This is a genomic window from Streptomyces niphimycinicus, assembly GCF_018883605.1.
GTDB classification, from domain to species: Bacteria; Actinomycetota; Actinomycetes; order Streptomycetales; family Streptomycetaceae; genus Streptomyces; species Streptomyces niphimycinicus.
This window is the reverse complement of the sequence record NZ_JAHLEM010000001.1, coordinates 1-19,828: the sequence shown is the minus strand read 5'-3', so window position 1 is coordinate 19,828 and position 19,828 is coordinate 1. Positions and strand designations below refer to the sequence as shown.

The window sequence follows — 19,828 nt, the reverse complement described above, 5'->3', positions numbered from 1 at the left end:
GCACCCACTTACGGTTCCCTTGTCCTGATCAGCCTGGCCGTCGTGGAAAGCGAACCCCAGCTCACCCATGGCGAACCGGCCCAGGCGGCGGACCCGCTGGACCAGGACCCGGCCGCGCTGCGCACCCTCGGCGTCCCGGCCGTGGTGGGCGTCGGCGAGCGCGACATGCCCGACTTCTTCGAGGGCGGCGGGAGTCTGGCGCATGAGCTGGGCGCGGATGGCGTGGTGGTCATCCCGGGCGCGGGAGATCTGGCACCGCTGGAACAGCCCGCGGCCTTCTGCGACCTGGTCGTGAACGTCATGAAGGGTGAGTAGCCCCGCGGCCCAGACCGGGACCGCGCCCGGTGTCCCGGCGGCTCACACCTGGGTTTCGGAGGTCGGCGCGAGCTGGTGACGGCCGGTCAGCCAGTCGCGGCGCAGGAGCAGCAGGGTGCTCTCCACGTCCCGGACATCGGTGGCCGGCAGCCGTACCTCGAAGCGGGTGCCGGGCCGCCCGTCGGGCCGGTCCAGTACGGCGATCCGGCCGCGGTGCAGGTCGATCTGCTGGGCGACCAGCGTCAGGCCGAGGCCCGAGCCGGGGCTGTCCGAGCCCCGCCGGAACCGCTGGAAGACCTCCTCGCGGCGCTCGGGAGGGATGCCGGGGCCGTGGTCGTCCACCGTGAGCACCGCGACCGGCTCACGCGGGTCGCGGGACGCGCGCAGGGTGACCTCGATACGGGCCGTGCCGTCGGCGGCGCGGCCATGGGTCCAGGCGTTGGTCAGCAGGTTGTCCACCGCCGAGCGCAACCCCTCCTCCCAGCCGTGCACCAGCAGCCCCGTGGTGGTGCCTACGGACACCTCGGCGCCCGCGTGGGTGCGCCGCAGATCGGAGACCGACGCGTCCACCACCTCCGCCAGGTCCAGCGACGCGAACGCGTCCGCCTCGACCAGATCGCCCTGCGCGAGGGCCCTGAGCATCACCAGCAACCCGAGCAGCCGGGCATGCTCGCGCCCCAGGTCCTCCAGCACCTCCGCCCGGTCGCCGGGATCCAGACCGGGGTGGTCGGTGAGGATGTCGATGCTGGTGCGCATGCTCATCAGCGGGGTGCGCAGCTCATGGGACGCGGTCGCGGCGAACGCGCGGGCGGTGGCCAGCGCCTCCCCGGTGCGTCCGACCTGCTCGTCGTAGCGGGCGAGCACCGTCTGCACGGTGTACGCAAGGTCGTCGACCTCGGCGATCCGGGTCGCGGTGTGCTCCAGGCGCGCGGCGCTGGTCCTGGGGTCCAGGCCGCTGGTACGCCGCTGCAACCGCCGCAGCGGCAGGACCGCCCGGGTGGCGATGGCCCAGGTGGTGGCCCCGGCCAGGGGCGCGGCCAGCAGCGCCCCGAGCACCACCCGCCGGCGCACCAGCGCCAGTTCCTCCTCGGCGGTGTCCGGCGAGAACAGCCACAGATTCGGCGGCGCGTTGCCCTTCTTCGCGGCACCGACCCGCAGCGACAGGGCCAGCCAGTCCGTGTCGCCCGAGGTCACGGTGACCGGCTTCGGCGCGCTGCGGGGCAGCGAGGGAAACGGATCGGGCTGCGCACCGGCCGTGATCACGCCCCCGGGGCCCCGGGCACGGTCAGCCGGACGCCCACGTCCCGCGCGGAGTTGACCAGCCGCCGCTGCCGGGCCTGCTCCATGACCGGGCGGTCGGCCCCGGCCACCTCCAGGTACGCCTTGGCGTTCTTGGCCAGGACCGTCGCGCGGGCGCGCAACTGGGAGTCCTGGCGCGCCCGCAGATCATCGGTGACCAGACGCAGCAGCAGCCAGCCGGAGGCCAGCACCAGCAGGGGCACGCTCAGGCCGACCGCGAGGGCGATACGGGTGGACAGCTTCACGGCGCCTCCCCGGCAGGCAGACGCTCGCCGTCCGTGTGCCGCGGCCACCGCCGTATGGCCGCGTCGTCGTCCACCCTGGGCACTCGCCCGTCCCTGCCCGCCATGCTCACCCCTGTCTCGCGGCGTCCCTGTCTCGCGGCGTCCCTGTCTCGCGGCGTCCGAACGAGTCCGTCCGAGGAGACCGATCAAATCATCGTCATGACCCGTGTCTCCATACCGAGCGGACCGCCCGGAGGGACGTAGGCGGAGCACCCGCCCGCGCGACCATCCGCCCGCGCGACCACCACGCCGCGCCCTCACCCGGGCGCGGCCATCCCCGTCCGATCGGCGGAGCAGCGGCTGAGCCGGGGGCGAGGGTCGGCGGTCGGCCCGCTCGTTCCCGGCTCAGATGTGCGGGAACGGTTCGGTCAGCGAGGTGAGCACATGGTCGGCCTCGGCGGCCCGTAGCTCCTCGGCGGTGTAGTGGCCGCTGGCGACCCCGACCGCGGTCGCGTTCGCCGCCCGCGCGGCCTCGATGTCACGAGGGGTGTCCCCGATCACGTAGACGTCGGAACGGGCCAGATCGTGTCCGTGCAGCCGGGCGGCCTTGGCCATCGCCAGCCGGGTGATCTCGGCCCGGTCCGGGGAGTCCGAGCCGTAGGCGCCGAAGACGAAATAGCGGCCCAGTTGACCCGGTTCCATCTTGATCCTGGCCGCACCCTCCATCGCGCCGGAGATCAGCCCGAGGATGATCCCCGCGTCCGTGATCCGCCGCAGGGTGTCCTCGACGCCGTCCAGGACGCGATACCCCTCCGACATCCGGATGTCCTCCGACAGATGCCAGAGATACGCGGCGTAGAGGCGGGCCATCTCATCGTGACTGGGCTCGCGGCCGAGCACGGCCCGGAAGGTCTTCCGGCCGACCTGTGGATCGGTCTCCCCGGCCGAGGTGTGGTCCCCGATATCGGCGGCCACACCGTGCAGCCGGTCGAACGCCCAGGCCCAACTCCGTTTTCCCGAGCCTCCGGTGTGCACCAGCGTTTCATCGATGTCGAAGAGCGCTGCTATCGGTCCGGCCATGGCATTCTCCTCCGGCTCCGCCTGCTTCCAGGGTGCGTGATGGCGCCGGGGGCGGCCAGTTGCGTCGCCGCGGTGTTGGTGGTGCGGTTGACGTGACGGAGGTAGCGCCCCCGAACCGATTCCAGCTCCATGGCGAGGAGATTCCGCCTCGAGATTCCATCTCCATGGCGAGCTCCATGGCGAGAAGGGGAGCGAACATGGGCACCACGAACCGAAACCTGCGAGCCGACGTGCTCGTGCTCGGTTTTGGCAAGGGCGGCAAGACGGTGGCCGCGACGCTGGGCAAGCTCGGCCGGCGCGTGGTGATGGTCGAGCGGTCGGCGAGGATGTACGGCGGCACCTGCCCGAATGTCGGCTGTGTGCCGAGCAAGGCACTGGTCCACCACTCCCACAAGCGCCGTCCGCAGGACGTGCCACAGGAGTGGTACGAGCGCTCCGTCGCCGAGGTACAGGCCCTGACCAAGTTGTTCCGCGGCGAGAACTACGACGCGCTGGACGGCCTGGACACCGTCACGGTGCTCACCGGAGCCGCGGCGTTCACCGATCCGCACACCGTGCGGGTCGGATGCGCCGACGGACCCCTCACGATCACCGCCGAGACGATCCTGATCAACACCGGATCGGAGCCGATCGTCCTCGACATCCCCGGCCTGCGGTCCAGCCAGTACACCGTGACCAGCACCGATCTGATCGACACCACCATCCTTCCGGGACGGCTGGCGATCATCGGCGGAGGCTATCTCGGCATGGAATTCGCCTCCATCTACCGGCGGTTCGGATCCCAGGTCACCGTCATCGAGGCGGCCCCGAAGGTCTTCGGCCTGGTGGACGACGACGTTGCCGCCGTCGCCGAGGGCATCCTGGTGGACGAGGGCATCGAGATCGTCACCGGTGCGCACACCACGGAAGTCCGGGACGGCGAAAGCTCGGCGACCGTCGGCTACGAAAAGGACGGCCGACAGCACACGGTGGAGGCCGACGCGGTCCTGGCCGCCACCGGCCGCGCACCGGTCATCGGCGATCTGGCGCTGGAGGCCGCCGGTGTGCGCGTCACCGAGCGCGGGGCGGTCGAGGTCGATGAGCATCTGCGCACCAGCAGGCCGCATATCTTCGCCCTCGGCGACGTCAACGGGGGGCCGGAGTTCACCTATGTCTCCCTCGACGACAGCCGTATCGTCCTCGATCAGCTTCTCGGCGAGGGCAAGCGCTCCACCGACGACCGGGTCGCCATCCCGCACACCGTGTTCATCACCCCGCCACTGGCCTCCGTCGGGCTCACCGAGAAACAGGCCCGGGCCGCGGGGCACCAGGTGAGGATCGCGAGCCAGCCGGTCGCCGAGATCGCAGCGATGCCGCGTGCGTACATCGTCGAGGACACCCGGGGGATGATGAAGTTCGTGCTCGACGCCGAGACCGACGAGATCCTGGGCGCCGCCCTGCTCAGCGTGGACGCACAGGAGATGATCAACACCGTCGCGCTCGCCATGCGGCACGGCATCAGGGCGGCCGAACTCCGCAACGCCGTCTACACCCACCCCAGCTCCACCGAAGCCTTCAACGACGTCCTCGCGACCATCGTCCGATCCGACATCTGACCAGGCTGCCGACGCCTACCGGCGTGCGGCCGTCCCGGGGACGTGAGCGTGCGCGGCCGCTGGTGGAGGGGGCGCGACGGCGGCCATGCGGCACTGCGGCGAGCGGGCCGGACGGCGGTCGTGGTGGCCGCCCGCAGGCGCGGCTGGTGGCAACGTCTCCTGGGCCACCACCCGGGCACGATGGGGCCACCGCTCGCCGCCGCGCGGGCACGCCTCGGCGCACACGCCGAGCGGCATTCGGTATGGACTGGTACGAGCGGACGGCGCGAGCGCTCGCGGGGGACGCGGATGGCATCGCGGCGGACGCGAGCGGAGCCGCGGCGGACCCAGGCGGAGCCTCGGCGGCGCTCGGAATGTGCTGAACCTCCGACCACATCGACGCCGTCCAGCGCCGCCAAGCCGTGCTCCCGGAGCCCGCACGAGCGGCCGTGGAGCAGCACCGCCCCGGTCGTGGCGCACCGGACACGTCTCCGGACACGTCTCCGGACACGTCTCCGGACGTGCCTCCGGACACACGGGAGCCCCGGCGGCCGAAGTTGAGGGTGGATACGGGCGAGCCTACGCTGGTGGAAGCGGGCGAACGAGATGGCCCACACTCGGCCGAACGCCCCACCATCGTGTCTGGCACGGCGGTCCCTCCCCAACCGGACCCGCCCCATCACACGGCCGCCGCTCAGCTCCGGCCCTTATGGCCAGGCCCGTGGACGCAGTGCACAAGCGCAGAGAGCCATCGAGCGCGCAGACATCCATCGAGCGCACGGAGGGCGGCGTAGCCATGACCGACCTGGACACGCTGTCGGTGAACACGATCCGCGGACTGTGCATGGACGCGGTGCAGAAGGCGAATTCGGGGCACCCGGGCACGCCGATGGGGATGGCGCCCCTCGCGTACACCCTGTGGCAGCGGTTCCTTCGCTTCGACCCCGCCGATCCGATCTGGCCGAACCGCGACCGTTTCGTGCTCTCCGAGGGCCACGCCTCCGCCCTGCTCTGGTCGCTCCTCTATCTGACCGGCGTGCGTACGGTCGACCCCGAGTACGAGGTGCTGGGCCGTCCGGCGGTGACCCTCGACGATCTCAAGTCCTTCCGGCAGCTCGACTCGCGCTGCCCCGGCCACCCCGAGTACCGGTGGACGAGCGGCGTCGAGACCACCACCGGCCCGCTCGGCCAGGGAGTCGCCACCTCCGTGGGCATGGCCATCGCAGGCCGGTGGCTGGCGGCGCGGTTCAACCGCCCGGACTTCCCGCTCTTCGACTTCGATGTGTACGCCCTCGCCGGGGACGGCTGCATGATGGAGGGCGTCTCCTCCGAGGCGGCCTCGCTGGCCGGACATCTGCGGCTGTCCAACCTGTGCTGGATCTACGATTCCAACCGGGTCACCATCGAGGGCCACACCGACATCACCTTCACCGAGGATGTCGCCGCCCGCTTCCTGGCCTACGGCTGGAACGTGACCACCGTCGCCGACGCCAACGACCTCGACCGGATCGGCCGGGCCTTCCACACCTTCCACGCCGAGGCGGCCCGCCCGACCCTGATTCTCGTCCACAGCCACATCGGCTACGGCTCACCGGTCGAGGACTCGCCGAAGGCACATGGAGCGCCGTTCGGGCCGGAGGGGGTCAGAGCCACCAAGCGCGTCCTCGGTATTCCGCCGGATGCCGACTTCCACGTACCCGACGGTGTGCCCGACTGGTTCGCCCGGGGCATCGGCGCCCGGGGCGCCGAACTGCGCACCGGCTGGGAGAAGATGTTCGACGCCTACCGCGGTGCGTACCCCGATTTCGCCGACGAGCTGGAGCGCATCCAGCGCCGTGAGCTCCCGGACGGCTGGGACACCGCGCTGCCCACCTTCCCGGCCGACCCGAAGGGCCTGGCCAGCCGCGACTCATCGGGCCAGGTGCTGAACGCGGTGGCCAAGGCGGTGCCCTGGGTCCTCGGCGGGTCCGCCGACCTGACGCCGTCGACCAAGACCCGGCTGACCTTCGGGGGAACGGGCGACTTCCAGCCCGGGGCCCGGTCCGGGCGCAATCTGCACTTCGGTGTCCGGGAACACGCGTCCGCCGCCATCGCCAACGGAATGGCGCTCACGAAGCTCCGCCCGTACTGGTCCGGTTTCCTGATCTTCTCCGACTACGCCAAGGCGGCCATCCGCCTCTCCGCGCTGATGGAGATCCCCACCGTGCACATCTTCACCCACGACTCCATCGGGGTCGGCGAGGACGGCCCCACCCACCAGCCCGTCGAGCAGCTCGCGGGGCTGCGCGCCACGCCCGGGCTGCTGGTCTTCCGCCCGGCCGACGCCAACGAGGTCGTCGAGACCTGGCGGGTGGTCGCCGCCCTCCGCCGGGAACCGGCCGCGCTGGTCCTCTCCCGCCAGCCCCTGCCCACCCTGGACCGCGATCGGCTCGCGGCGGCCAGTGGTGTCGCGTGGGGTGCCTATGTGCTGGCGGACACGGACCGGGGCGAGCCCGAGGTGATCCTGCTCGCCACCGGCTCCGAGGTGGCGCTGGCCCTGGCCGCGCACGAGGAACTCACCGCCGAGGGCATCGCCGCCCGGGTGGTGAGCATGCCGTGCTGGGAGCTGTTCGACCGTCAGCCGAGGGAGTACCGCGACCAGGTGCTGCCACCCGCGGTGACCCGGAGGGTCGCGGTGGAAGAGGGCTCCACCTTCGGCTGGGACCGGTATGTCGGCCCCGGCGGGGCCATCGTCGGAATGCACACCTTCGGCGCCTCCGCACCCCTCAGACAACTGCTCACGAAGTTCGGATTCACCCCCGAGCGCGTCGCGCAGGTGGCGCGCGAGCTGGTGGCCTCGGGCTGAGCGGGCCATGACGTGACAGGAGAGCACATGGCTACCGACACCCCCATGCAGCTCGGCATGATCGGGCTCGGCCGGATGGGCGCGAACCTCGTACGCCGGCTGACGCGCGACGGCCACCACTGTGTGGTCTATGACGTCAACGAGAGCGCGGTCAGGGAGCTGGAGGGCGAGGGCGCCGTCGCCGCCCGCTCACTCGGCGACCTGGTGGCGAAGCTGGAGCGGCCACGTGCCGTCTGGCTGATGCTGCCCGCCGCCGTCGTACAGTCCACCCTCGATCAGCTCACCGACCTCCTCGACCCGGACGACGCCGTCATCGACGGTGGCAACTCCTACTACCGCGACGACATCACCCGCGCGGCCCAGCTCGCGCCGCACCGGCTGCACTATCTGGACTGCGGAACATCGGGCGGTGTCTGGGGACTTGACCGCGGCTACTGCCTCATGATCGGCGGTGAGCAGGAGCCCGTCTCGCGGCTCGACCCCATCTTCCGCACCATCGCGCCCGGCACCGGCACCGCCGAGCCGACACCGAGCAGACACGCCGACGGGTCGGCGCCGGAGGGCTATCTGCACTGCGGTCCGAGCGGGGCCGGCCACTTCGTGAAGATGGTCCACAACGGGGTCGAGTACGGAATGATGGCCGCGATCGCCGAGGGGCTCAGCATCATCGAGCACGCGGACGCCGGGCTGCGCAAGCGTTCCGCGGACGCGGAGACCACCCCGCTGCGCGAGCCGGAGGCGTATCAGTACGAGATCGATGTCGGCGAGGTCGCCGAGGTGTGGCGGCGCGGCTCGGTCGTGGGCTCCTGGCTCGTCGACCTCACCGCGGACGCGCTGGCCCGGTCACCGAAGCTGGACGAGTTCACCGGGCGCGTCTCGGACTCCGGTGAAGGGCGATGGACGGTACGGGCCGCGGTCGACGAGGGCGTACCCGCCGCCGTGATCACCACGGCGCTCACCGACCGGTTCGCGTCCCGGGGCCTCGGCGAGTTCGCCGGCCGGGTGCTGTCCGCCATGCGCAGCGAGTTCGGCGGACACGCCGAGAAGCGGGGCGGGCGATGAGCGGCCCGGACGACCATGTGATCGTGCTCTTCGGCGCCACGGGGGACCTCGCCAAGCGCAAACTCCTGCCCGGGCTGTTCCACCTCGCCACGGCGGGCCTCCTGCCCGACAACTACCGCATCGTGGGCTCGACACCGGCCCGCTCGGCCATGAGCGACGACGCGTTCCGCACCCTCGCGCATGACGCGGTCGCCACCTTCGGCCGGTCCAAGCCGACCGGGCCGGTGTGGAAGACCTTCGAGGAGTCGCTGTCCTTCGGCGCCGCCGACCCGCAGGACCCGGGCCCGCTGCTCGCCGCCGTACGGGCCGCCGAGGACTCCCTCGGCGGGCCGTCACGCCGACTGTTCCACCTGGCCATTCCGCCCTCGGCGTTCGCGTCCATCATCGGCATGCTCGGCGACACGGACCTGGCAAAGGACGCGAAGGTGATCGTGGAGAAGCCCTTCGGCACCGATCTCGCGTCGGCACAAGCGCTCAACGAGACGATCCACACCGTGTTCGACGAAACCCGGGTCTTCCGCATCGATCACTTCCTCGGCAAGGAGTCGGTGGACAACATCCTCGCCCTCCGCTTCGCCAATGGGATGTTCGAACCCATCTGGAACCGGGACCACATCAGCTATGTGCAGATCGACGTGCCCGAGACGCTCGGCCTCGAAGGCCGTGCCCACTTCTACGAAGGCACCGGGGCCTTCCGGGACATGATCGTCACGCATCTGATCCAGGTGCTCGGCATTGTGGCGATGGACCCACCGGTCTCGCTCGCCGCCCAGCCGCTGCGCGACGAGAAGGACAAGGTCTTCGAGGCGCTGCGCCCCATCGAACCCGCGCATGTCGTGCGCGGCCAGTACGAGGGCTACCGCGACGAACCGGGGGTCGCCCCCGACTCGTCGACCGAGACGTTCGCCGCGCTGCGGATGGAGGTGGACAACTGGCGGTGGGCCGGAGTCCCGTTCCATCTGCGCTCCGGCAAGAACCTCGCCCAGCGCCGCCAGGTGATCACCCTCGGACTGCGCGAACCGCCCCTGCGGATGTTCGCCACCGACCTCGCCGCTTAGCGGCAGGACCGCGGTAACAAGATCGTGATCGACTTCGGGGACCCCGGGTGGATCGCCGTCGCCTTCCTCGCCAAGGAGCCCGGCCCCGCCATGCGGCTCGAACCGGCGACGATGTCCTTCGGCTACGCCGGCTCCTTCTGCGAGGAGAACGGACTCGAAGGCTATGAACGCCTGATCCTGGACGCCATGCTGGGCGACCAGTCGCTGTTCACCCGTTCCGACGGCATCGAACACATCTGGCGTGCGTCCACGCCCCTCCTCGAGAACCCACCGCCGGTCCAGCCGTACGCCCCCGGCTCATGGGGCCCGGAATCGGCCATCACCGACCTGATCGCACCACACCCGTGGCATCTGCCGGAAGCCGTCCAGATGTTCCCCGGCACCGGCACTGGCACGGGCACCGGCACTGGCACGGGCACCGGAACCGGCACATGACCGACCGCCGCGGCGCAAGGGTGCGCCACCGCGCCCAGTTTCGTCCGATCGCGAGCGGCCATCCGCGGGGCTACGGTGAAACGGGGGTCCCGCCGACACCCGGAGCCGCATGGTGCGTGCCATCGTGATCGAGAAGTTCGGTGGACCGGACAGCCTCGTCTACACGGAGCTACCGGATCCTGAGCCCGAGGCCGGTCATGTCGTGATCGACATCAAGTCGTTCGGCCGCCGTCAACCTCGCGGTGAACGCCGGTGCCCGCGTCATCGGCACCTCGCGCAACCGTGAGCGCTTCGCCCTGCTGGAGGAACTCGGCGTGGAGCGGGCCGAGTTGGAGGAACCGCGCCTCTCCGAGCGGATCCCCGAGGCCAAGCGGCTCGACGCCGTGCTCGACCTGGTGGGCAACACCACCATCCTCGACTCCCTGGCCATGCTGCGCCGAGGCGGCCGCGCCTGCCTGGCGGGCCGGCTCGGCGGGCTCGAGCACCTTTCCGCCGAGCCGAGCCGGTCGCCGCTGCGCCCGCTGGTTCGACGGTTGTCGCCGGAGGACCGGGACCCACCTCCTCGAGGCGACTCCCGGGTGGCGAGAATCGGGAGCTATTTGGCATTCTCGCCGCTGTTTGACTCGACGGCGCAATTCATAGGCTCTCGGCATCAACCGCTGACGAGAAAGCTCCTCACATGACCGACGAGAACAAGAGCACAAAGAAATTCGCCCGGCGCACGGTGCTGCAACACGGCGCCGGTATCGCCGCGGTGGGAGCGATATCCGCGCTCGCCACCGCGGCATCCGCCACGCCAGCCGCCGCACGCACCACGGGGAGGAAGTCGACAGCGGGCACCCTGCCCTCGACCGTGGCCGGAGTCCGCATCCCCGACAGCGGACTGGCCCGGGAAGCCGTGACCTACGCACAAGGCGTGTGCTCCGAGACAATCTTCAACCATTCCCTGCGGACATATCTCTTCGCCTCTTTGATATTCGACCGACGCGGCGTCACCTATGACCGGGAACTCGTATTCCTCGCCGCGGTATTGCATGACCTCGGACTGATCGAGGCGTTCCAGACCCCGACCGAGCGCTTCGAGGTCGACGGCGCCGACGCCGCGCGGAAGTTCCTGACGGAACGGCATGTGTCCGCCGAACGAGCGGAAGTGGTCTGGGACGCCATCGCCCTGCACACCAGCGTCGGCATCGCGACGCGGAAGAGGCCGGAGATCGCCATGATCTCCGTCGGCTCCGGTATGGATTTCGCCGGAAACGACCTGAAGCAGATCCCGTCCGACGCTCTTGCGGACGTGCTCACCACCTTCCCCAGGAAGGGCTTCAAGAAGGACGCGGTCGACAAGATGATCTCGCTGTGCCGCACCAAGCCCATGGCGGAGCTGATGCATCCCTTCGCCGAGGTCGGCCGCCGTCATATCCCCGATTTCGCGGTGCCCACCGTGGAGGATCTGGTGCTCGCCGCGCCCTTCACGGAGTGATGGAGCCGTCCCGGTACGCCGTACGGGCAACCGCGCGCCGTGGTCCGGCTCGCGTGTACGACGGTGGCGGACGCCCTCGCCCGGACCACGGGCGAGGGCGCCGCGCGAGGTTGGCGCGGCGCCCCCTGCGCCTGGGTCCACCAGCCGGATGAGGGTCGGGCGCTACGCGTACGCGTACGCCGTGCCGCGACCGTTCGGCTGCTACGCCGCGATGACGGCCGCCGTGGTGCGACCGCCGTCGACGTCCAGCACGATGCCGTGGACGAACGCGGCCTCGTCACCGGCGAGGTAGACCGCGGCGTGCGCGATGGCCTCAGGACTTCCGACGCCCCCGGCCGGGGTGCCGTTCATCATGACGTCGCCCGGGTGCACCTCGCCGGGTACGGGGGTGTGGACCACTCCGGGAGAGATCGCGTTCACCCGCACCCCGCGCGGGCCGAACTCGGCGGCCCAGGCGCGCGTCAGGGTCTCCATCGCACCCTTGGAGGAGCTGTAGAGCGCGCCGACGGGGATGCCCAGCCGGGCGACCCAGGACCCCAGATTGATGATCGCCCCGCCACCGGCCCCGGCCATGGCCGGGGCGACCGCGGCCGTTAGGAGGAACGGCGCCTTCACATTCACCGCGTAGACGCGGTCGAAGGTCTGCTCATCGGTGTCCGCGGTGCTCTCACCGGGGTAGACGCCGGCGTTGTTGACCAGGATGTCGATGCCCCCGCCCAAGGCGGACGTCGCCGCCTCGGCCAGGGCGCGGGACGCCTCGGCGCTTCCGTCCAGATCCGCCTGTACGAAGTCGGCCCGGCCGCCCCGCGCGCGAATGGCGCCGACGACCTCGGCGCCGCGCTCGGCGCTGCGCCCGGACACGATCACATGCGCGCCCTCCGCGGCGAACATCTCCGCGATCGCCCGTCCGATGTTGCTGGTCGCACCGGTGACCAGCGCCCTCTTGTCCTTCAGCCGTCCACTCATCACGCGCTCCTGCCGCTCGTTACCCGCACCATCGGTATCCCGCGGGGCACGACCTCGATCTCGGTCACGCCGGGTGCGCGGGCACCGCCCGGATCCGCCCGGGGGCCATGCCACTGTGCGAAGAAAAAAATGGACTTGCAAGTCCATTCGCCGCCGTCGCGACCGGACCGACCTGCCCGCCCGCCGCCACCCCGGTCAGGCCGCGGCGCGCCGCAGATCCCCGATGCCCTGATCGAGCGCGGCCCGCAGATGCTCGGCCCGGCCGGTCGACTGGAGAATCGCCACGCCGCCCTGGATACCCGCCAGCAGGGCGGCCGCGCGGTGCTCGACGTCCAGATCGGCGGGCAGGTGTCCGGCCGTCTGGAGGGCCCGGATGCCGGTGGCAAGGCTCTCCTGCCACTGGCGCATCAACGCCACCACCACATCCCGGGCGCCCGGGGTGGAACGGCCCAGATGCAGGACCAGCGAGCCCAGCGGACACTCCTCGCCCTGCTCCTCGTAGCGCTCGACCACCACATCGCGCCAGCGCTGCCACGCCTCCCAGGAGTCCAGGCATCCGAGATACGGCTGCTGGTCCGCCAGGACCTGGTCGGCCTCGTGATGCGCGACCGCCAGCAGCAGCTCGTCCTTCCCGGTGGGGAAGTAGTGGAACAACTGGCTCTTGCTGGTGCGGGTGCGCGCCATGACGTCATCGAGGGTGGCGATCGACACGTCCTTCTCGCGCAGCACCGCGGCCGCGCCCTCGATGATCCGGTTCCGGGTGGCCTTCCCCTTTGCCGTCAGCTCCTTGCGCATGACGTCCCCTCTCGACTGGACTGGCTGGTCCAGCCTACTGAGCGAGGTTCCTGGTCAGGGCCGCGCCGGGCCCCTCATCGGTGGTCGGCCAGTGCGGCATTGAGCTGGACGACGTTCACCCGCCGCTCGCCCAGGAAGCCGAGGACGCGGTCCTCGACATGGGCGGTGACCAGCGCGTGCACGGTTGCCGGTCGCAGACCGCGGGTCTTGGCGACCCGGTTCACCTGCTCATAGGCGTACCCCGGGGAGATATGCGGATCGAGGCCGGAGCCGGAGGCGGTGACCGCGTCGGCCGGGACGTCCCTGGGGGCGACACCGTCGAACCTCGCGACCGCGGCCCGCCGCGCCTCGACCGACCGCACCAGGACCGGGTTGTTGGGGCCGAGGTTGGAGGCGCCGGTGGCCAGGGGGTCGTAGCCGCCGGCGGACGGGCGGGGCTGGAACCAGGCGGGATCGGGCCTGAGCGGCTCGCCCGGATCCCCCGGGTGTGCCTTGGGGAGGGCGAAGTTCTGGCCGATCAGGCTGGAGCCCATGACCGTGCCGTGCCGGGTGATCCGTGATCCGTTGGCCTCGTGCGGGAAGGCGCCCTGGGCCACTCCGGTGACGGCGAGCGGATAGAGGACGCCGGTGACGACGGTGAACACGAGCAGGATCCGCAGCGCGGACAGGTGGGTACGGACCGCGGTGGGAAGCGAGCGGGTCATGGCGTTGCCTTCTTCCGGGTCGTCCTGGCGGGGCGTCCTGACGGGTCGTCCTGGCGGGCAGTCGGTCAGCGGAGTCCGGGAATGAACTGGACGACCAGGTCGATGAGTTTGATGCCGAGGAAGGGCAGTACGAGCCCGCCGAGGCCGTAGACCCCGATGTTGCGGCCGAGCAGGACCGCCGCCGAGGAAGGCCGGTAGCGGACACCGCGCAGGGCGAGCGGGATCAGCGCGACGATGATCAGCGCGTTGAAGATGATCGCGGAGGCGATGGCCGACGTCGGGCTGTGCAGCCGCATGACGTTGAGCTTCTCCAGGCCCGGATAGACCACGGTGAACATCGCGGGGATGATGGCGAAGTACTTCGCCACGTCGTTGGCGATGGAGAAGGTGGTCAACGCACCGCGTGTGATGAGCAGTTGCTTGCCGATCTCCACGATCTCGATGAGCTTGGTGGGGTCGGAGTCCAGGTCGACCATGTTCCCGGCCTCCTTGGCGGCCGATGTACCGGTGTTCATCGCCACCCCGACGTCCGCCTGCGCCAGCGCCGGGGCGTCGTTGGTGCCGTCGCCGGTCATCGCCACCAGCTTGCCGCCCGCCTGCTCCCGCCGGATGAGCGCCATCTTGTCCTCGGGCGCGGCCTCCGCCAGGAAGTCGTCCACCCCGGCCTCCTCCGCGATGGCCCGAGCGGTCAGCGGATTGTCGCCGGTGATCATGATCGTGCGGATGCCCATCCGCCGCAGCTCATCGAACCGCTCCCGCATCCCGTGTTTGACCACGTCCTTGAGGTGGATGACGCCGAGCACCCGGGCGGCCGCGCCGTCGGCGCGTTCGGCCACCACCAGCGGGGTGCCGCCCTCCTGCGAGATCCGGTCCACGACCGCCTGGACATCGGCGCCGGACCGGCCACCGTGCCCGGCCACCCAGCCGGCGACGGCCGAGGCGGCGCCCTTGCGCACCTGACGGCCGCCGATGTCCACCCCGCTCATCCGGGTCTGGGCGGTGAAGGGCACGAACCGGGCCTCGCCCAGCTCACCCTCGTCCCGTGCCCGCAGCCCGGACGTCTCCTTCGCCAGGACCACGACCGAACGGCCCTCCGGCGTCTCATCGGACAGCGACGACAACTGGGCGGCGTCCGCCAGCTCTTCGACCGCCGTTCCGCCCACCGGCAGGAACTCGGCGGCCTGCCGGTTGCCGAAGGTGACGGTGCCGGTCTTGTCCAGCAGCAGGGTGTTGACGTCCCCGGCGGCCTCGACGGCGCGGCCGGACAGGGCGAGGACATTGCGCTGGACGAGGCGGTCCATACCGGCGATGCCGATCGCGGACAGCAGTGCGCCGATGGTGGTGGGGATGAGCGCGACCACCAGCGCGACCAGGACCACGATGGACTGCTCGGCCCGGGCGTAGATCGCGAACGGCTGAAGGGTGACCACGGCGAGCAGGAAGACGATGGTGAGCGAGGCGAGGAGGATGTTCAGCGCGATCTCGTTCGGCGTCTTCTGCCGCGCCGCGCCCTCCACCAGCGCGATCATCCGGTCGATGAAGGTCTCGCCGGGCTTGGAGGTGATCTTCACGACGATCCGGTCCGACAGCACCTTCGTACCGCCGGTGACCGCCGAACGGTCGCCGCCGGACTCGCGGATGACCGGCGCCGACTCGCCGGTGATCGCCGACTCGTCGACCGAGGCGACGCCCTCGACCACATCCCCGTCCCCGGGGATGAGCTGCCCCGCCTCGACCAGCACATGGTCGCCCAGCCGCAGTTCGGCGGCCGGTACCTCCTCCTCCGCCGCATCCGTCGCCCCCGGCCGCCAGTCCACGAGCCGGCGGGCGACCGTGGCGGTCTTCGTCCGCCGCAGCGTCTCCGCCTGGGCCTTGCCCCGCCCCTCGGCGACGGCCTCCGACAGCGTGGCGAAGAGGACGGTCAGCCAGAGCCATACGGTGATGACCCAGGCGAAGACGCCGGGACTGCGGCAGGCCAGCGCGGTGGTGAGCAGCGCGCCGACCTCCACCACGAACATCACCGGGTTTCTGACCATGCCCCGCGGGTCCAGCTTCCTGGCGGCGTCGGGGAGGGAGGCGATGAGCTGTTTCGGGTCGAGCAGACCGCCGGAGACGGGGCGGGACGGTGAGGACACTACTGGAGCCCTTCCGCGAGCGGTCCCAGCGAGAGTGCGGGGAAGTAGGTGAGGCCGACGACGATGAGGACCACGGCGGTCAGCAGACCGACGAACTGCGGCCGGTGGGTGGGCAGCGTCCCGGCCGTGACCGGCACCGGGGCCTGCCCGGCGAGCGACCCGGCCAGCGCCAGCACGAACACCATCGGCAGGAAGCGGCCGAAGAGCATGACGAGGCCGAGCGCGGTGTTGTACCAGACGGTGTCGACGCCGAGTCCGGCGAAGGCGGAGCCGTTGTTGTTGGCGGCCGAGGTGAAGGCGTACAGCACCTCGGAGAAGCCGTGCGGCCCGGGGTTGAGCATCCCCGCACGCTCACCGGGCAGCGCCATCGCCAGGCCCGCACCGACCAGCACGACCGCGGGGGTGGTCAGGATGTACAGCGAGGCGAACTTCATCTCCCGCCCGCGCAGCTTCTTGCCCAGATACTCGGGTGTACGTCCCACCATGAGCCCGGCCACGAAGACCGCGACGACCGCCAGGATGAGGATGCCGTAGAGGCCGGATCCGGTGCCGCCGGGCGCGATCTCGCCCAGCATCATGTTGAAGATCGTCATCCCGCCGCCGAACGGCGCGTACGAGTCGTGGGCGGAGTCGACCGCGCCGGTGGAGGTGAGGGTGGTCGAGGCGGCGAAGAGGGCCGAGGCCCAGATGCCGAATCGCCGCTCCTTGCCCTCCGTCATACCGCCCGCCGCGTGACCCGCCTGGCTGCTGACGCTGTGCAGTTCGGTGACGGTGACGACGGCGACCGAGGCGGCCCAGATCAGCGCCATGACCGCCACGATCGCGTAGCCCTGGCGGTGGTCCCCGGCCATCCGGCCGAAGGTGCGCGGCAGCGCGGCGGAGATCACCAGCAGGAGGTAGATCTCCAGCCAGTTGGTGAAGGCGTTGGGGTTCTCGAAGGGGTGGGCGGAGTTGGCGTTGTAGAAGCCGCCGCCGTTGGTGCCCAGCTCCTTGATGACCTCCTGGGAGGCCACCGGGCCCCCGGTGACGCTCTGGTGGCCCCCGGCGACGGCCGGGATGGATTCGGCGCCGTGGAAGTTCTGGATCACACCGCCCGCCGCCAGCACGATCGCGAAGACGAACGCGAGGGGGAGCAGGACCCGCAGCACGATCCGCGTCAGATCCACCCAGAAGTTGCCGACCCGGTCGGTCTCCTTACGGGTGAAGCCGCGGATCAGGGCGGCGACGACGGCGATGCCCACCGCCGCCGACACGAAGTTCTGCACCGCGAGCCCGGCCATCTGCACCAGATGCCCCAGGGCCGCCTCGCCGGAGTACGACTGCCAGTTGGTGTTGGTGACGAAGGAGGCGGCGGTGTTGAAGGACTGGGCCGGAGGCATCGGCGGCCTGCCGAGCGACAGCAGCAGATGGTTCTGGAGCCGCAGGAATCCGTACAGGAACAGCACCGAGACCGCGGAGAACGCGAGTACCCCGCGCAGATAGGCGCTCCACCGCTGATCCGCGTCCCCGTCCACCCCCGCCAGCCGGTGGACCAGCCGCTCGGCGCGCAGATGCCGGGGCGCGGTGAGGACGTGGGCGATGTAGTCGCCCAGCGGCCGGTAGGAGAGGGCCAGCGCCGCCACCAGCGCCAGCACCTGGAGCCAGCCCGCGAGGGTGCCGCTCACTAGAACCTCTCCGGGAAGATCAGGGCCAGCACCAGATAGCCGAGCAGGGCCGCGGCCACGATCAGCCCCACGAGGTTGTCGGCGCTCACAGCCGGCCCGCCCCCTTCGCGACCGCGCCGATGACGGCGAACACGGCGATGGTCAGGACGATGAACACCACATCTGACATGCGGACGACTCCCCGGCGGGTCGGGTCGTAAGGGCCGCCGTGACCGCGTACCACCTCGGCCACCGACGCCCCTTGTTAGCGCGCCCCCGACGCCCCGCCCGACGACGTCGACGGTGTTTTGGCGCAAATCGGGCCGATGGAGTGAACGGGCGGTGCCGGATCCCGGTCATCGGGCGACGTGGTCCTGACGTTCTCCTGACGGCGGCCACACGGTCCATCAGGGCCGCGTCAAACCCCGAGGGCATGGCGTCAGGGTGGCGACAAGGCCCATGGATCGCCCCTCCGCGCCGTGCGAGGTTGAGGTCCGGCGGCGGAGAGAGCCGCGGAACGGCCGCTCAGCGGTGTGTCGGTATCAGCGCGATGCCCAGCACCGTCGCCGCTGACACCGCGGGCCGGCGCGTACACGGTGCACGGCACCGTTACCTGAGTGGGCGTCGGTTCCCGTGGGGGCACCGCCTTCCGCCCTCCCCGCTCTCTCCGCCGCATGCCAAGGCCCCGAGGGGATGGCGCGATCGCCGCCCCCGCGGGGCCCTTGGTGCGGGGCGGTGGCCGCTCCGGGCGGTCACCGCCCCCCGTGGCTACAACCCGACGTCGCGGCTGCGGATGTCGTCCAGCGACTCGCGCCGTACCAGCAGCCGCGCCCTCCCGTCGGCCACGGCGACCACCGGCGGGCGGCCGACCAGGTTGTAGCCGGAGGCCATGGACAGGTGGTACGCGCCCGCCACCGGCACCGCGAGCAGGTCGCCGGGGCGGATGTCGCCGGGCAGCTCCGCCTCGCCCGCCAGTACGTCCCCGGCCTCGCAGTGGCGTCCGGCCACGGTGGCGGTGGCGAGCGGCGCCGTGCTGGTGCGGCCCACGAGCCGGGGCGCGTAGCGCACTCCGTACAGCGCCGGGCGGGGGTTGTCGCTCATCCCGCCGTCCACCGCGACGAAGGTGCGGTGCCCGGTGCGCTTGACGGCCAGGACCCGGTACAGCGCGATCCCGGCCGGTCCTACGACGGCGCGGCCGGGTTCGACGATCAGCCGGGGCACGGGCAGTCCGGCCGCCGCGCAACTGTCGGCCAGTTCGGCGCGCACCCGGGGCCCGAGCGCCGCGATGTCCAGGGCGGGCTCGCCGGGGCGGTAGGCGATGCCGTAGCCGCCGCCCAGATCCAGCTCGGGGAGGGTGATCCCGTGCTGGTCACGGACCCGGGCCAGCAGGCCGACCATGCGCCGTACGGCCGCCAGATAGGGCTTGGCGGAGGTGATCTGGGAGCCCAGATGGCAGTGGAGGCCGACCAGTTCCAGATGTGGCTGGTCCAGGATGCGGGCGATGGCGTGGTGTGCCGAGCCATCGGCCAGCGACAGGCCGAACTTCTGGTCGTCGGTGCCGGTACGGATCTTGGCGTGGCCGCCCGCGGCGATGCCCGGGGCGACCCGGGCCATCACCTTCTGGCGGCTGCCCTCGGGCACCGCGACGGCCAGCCGGGCGATCTCCGAGGGGCTGTCGATGACGATGCGCCCGATCCCGAAGCGCAGGGCGGCCTGGAGGTCGTACGGGCTCTTGGCGTTGCCATGCAGCACGATGTGCTCGGGCGGGAAACCGGTGGTGACGGCGAGCTCCAGCTCGCCGGCCGAGCACACGTCCAGACCCATGCCCTCCTCCTCCACCCAGTGCGCCATGGCGCGGCACAGGAACGCCTTGGCGGCGTAGAGGACGGCGGCCTCGGGGAAGGCGTCGTGGTAGGCGCGGCAGCGGGCCCGGACCTCGCCCTCGTCGAGGAGGTACACGGGGGTGCCGAAGCGGTCCGCGACCTCGGTGAGCGACACTCCGCCGACGGCCAGGTCCCCGTGGGCGAGCGGGGTGGTCGAGGCGGGCCAGACGGACAGCGCGCCGTCCAGGGCCGGCGGGGTGTGGGGCGGGCGGGGCCCGGTGCCGGCGATCAGTGGAGTGATCATGGCGTCCTCCCTCAACCGAGCCATCCGCCGAGGAACCCGACGAGGGCCGCGGCCCCCGCCACCCGCAGGGCGCCGACGGTCCGCGG

General features: G+C 71.2%; 16 protein-coding genes and 2 pseudogenes. 7 read left to right on the top strand and 11 right to left on the bottom strand.

From position 1 onward, the window contains the following. Positions 1–42: 42 nt before the first annotated feature. Complete coding sequence (locus tag KN815_RS00085; RefSeq protein WP_216338881.1) at positions 43–315, top strand: alpha/beta fold hydrolase; 273 nt, start codon at positions 43–45, stop codon at positions 313–315. Positions 316–357: 42 nt separating this feature from the next. On the opposite strand, the gene KN815_RS00080 is transcribed toward KN815_RS00085, so the two are convergent. The 3 genes from KN815_RS00080 to KN815_RS00075 form a co-directional block, all read right to left on the bottom strand. Further along, positions 358–1,578, bottom strand: a complete 1,221-nt coding sequence (locus tag KN815_RS00080) for a sensor histidine kinase (RefSeq protein WP_253208638.1) — start codon at positions 1,576–1,578, stop codon at positions 358–360. Continuing rightward, complete coding sequence (locus KN815_RS49820) at positions 1,575–1,859, bottom strand: hypothetical protein (RefSeq protein WP_253208637.1); 285 nt, start codon at positions 1,857–1,859, stop codon at positions 1,575–1,577. Before KN815_RS49820 ends, KN815_RS00080 begins: the two co-directional genes overlap by 4 nt. 384 nt (positions 1,860–2,243) lie before the next feature. Further along, positions 2,244–2,918 (bottom strand): HAD family hydrolase, encoded by a 675-nt coding sequence (locus tag KN815_RS00075; RefSeq protein ID WP_216338880.1) that lies wholly within the window; start codon positions 2,916–2,918, stop codon positions 2,244–2,246. Between the two features lie 197 nt (positions 2,919–3,115). Between KN815_RS00075 and KN815_RS00070 the strand changes: the two genes are divergently transcribed. The 6 genes and pseudogenes from KN815_RS00070 (at position 3,116) to KN815_RS00045 (ending at position 11,372) form a co-directional block, all read left to right on the top strand. Then, entirely contained in the window at positions 3,116–4,513 is a 1,398-nt protein-coding gene (locus KN815_RS00070; protein ID WP_216338879.1) for an FAD-dependent oxidoreductase, read from the top strand. A 775-nt stretch (positions 4,514–5,288) separates the two neighbouring features. After that, positions 5,289–7,337, top strand: coding sequence for a transketolase (gene tkt / locus KN815_RS00065; RefSeq protein ID WP_216338878.1), 2,049 nt, complete (start codon positions 5,289–5,291; stop codon positions 7,335–7,337). 45 nt (positions 7,338–7,382) lie between these two features. After that, on the top strand, positions 7,383–8,399 hold the full coding sequence (gene gnd, locus KN815_RS00060) for a phosphogluconate dehydrogenase (NAD(+)-dependent, decarboxylating) (protein WP_216338930.1): 1,017 nt from the start codon (positions 7,383–7,385) through the stop codon (positions 8,397–8,399). Next, a pseudogene (zwf, locus tag KN815_RS00055) lies at positions 8,396–9,892 on the top strand (glucose-6-phosphate dehydrogenase). Before gnd ends, zwf begins: the two are co-directional and overlap by 4 nt. A 206-nt stretch (positions 9,893–10,098) precedes the next feature. Then, positions 10,099–10,407, top strand: a pseudogene (locus tag KN815_RS51985) (zinc-binding dehydrogenase); the annotation flags it as partial. A 164-nt stretch (positions 10,408–10,571) separates the two neighbouring features. Beyond that, positions 10,572–11,372, top strand: a complete 801-nt coding sequence (locus tag KN815_RS00045; protein ID WP_216338877.1) for an HD domain-containing protein — start codon at positions 10,572–10,574, stop codon at positions 11,370–11,372. A 201-nt stretch (positions 11,373–11,573) separates the two neighbouring features. Here the strand turns inward: KN815_RS00045 and KN815_RS00040 are convergent, their stop codons facing one another. The 8 genes from KN815_RS00040 to lysA form a co-directional block, all read right to left on the bottom strand. Continuing rightward, positions 11,574–12,338 (bottom strand): SDR family NAD(P)-dependent oxidoreductase, encoded by a 765-nt coding sequence (locus KN815_RS00040; RefSeq protein ID WP_216338876.1) that lies wholly within the window; start codon positions 12,336–12,338, stop codon positions 11,574–11,576. 195 nt (positions 12,339–12,533) lie between these two features. Next, positions 12,534–13,133 carry a TetR/AcrR family transcriptional regulator gene (locus tag KN815_RS00035; RefSeq protein WP_216338875.1) on the bottom strand — a complete coding sequence of 200 codons (600 nt, stop codon included), beginning with the start codon at positions 13,131–13,133 and terminating at the stop codon, positions 12,534–12,536. 74 nt (positions 13,134–13,207) lie between these two features. After that, positions 13,208–13,837, bottom strand: a complete 630-nt coding sequence (kdpC, locus tag KN815_RS00030) for a potassium-transporting ATPase subunit KdpC (protein WP_216338874.1) — start codon at positions 13,835–13,837, stop codon at positions 13,208–13,210. A 65-nt stretch (positions 13,838–13,902) separates the two neighbouring features. Continuing rightward, a complete protein-coding gene (gene kdpB / locus KN815_RS00025) occupies positions 13,903–15,972 on the bottom strand; it encodes a potassium-transporting ATPase subunit KdpB (RefSeq protein WP_216338873.1) in 2,070 nt (689 codons plus the stop codon). Beyond that, positions 15,972–17,636, bottom strand: a complete 1,665-nt coding sequence (kdpA, locus tag KN815_RS00020; RefSeq protein ID WP_216338872.1) for a potassium-transporting ATPase subunit KdpA — start codon at positions 17,634–17,636, stop codon at positions 15,972–15,974. The genes kdpB and kdpA overlap by 1 nt, the downstream gene beginning before the upstream one ends. Continuing rightward, the gene (gene kdpF, locus KN815_RS00015) at positions 17,636–17,725 is read right to left on the bottom strand and encodes a K(+)-transporting ATPase subunit F (RefSeq protein WP_078640107.1); all 90 of its coding nucleotides are present in this window, start codon (positions 17,723–17,725) and stop codon (positions 17,636–17,638) included. Before kdpF ends, kdpA begins: the two co-directional genes overlap by 1 nt. Further along, positions 17,722–17,868, bottom strand: coding sequence for a hypothetical protein (locus tag KN815_RS00010; protein WP_216338871.1), 147 nt, complete (start codon positions 17,866–17,868; stop codon positions 17,722–17,724). Before KN815_RS00010 ends, kdpF begins: the two co-directional genes overlap by 4 nt. 515 nt (positions 17,869–18,383) lie before the next feature. Next, the gene (lysA, locus tag KN815_RS00005) at positions 18,384–19,742 is read right to left on the bottom strand and encodes a diaminopimelate decarboxylase (RefSeq protein ID WP_216338870.1); all 1,359 of its coding nucleotides are present in this window, start codon (positions 19,740–19,742) and stop codon (positions 18,384–18,386) included. Positions 19,743–19,828: the final 86 nt, after the last annotated feature.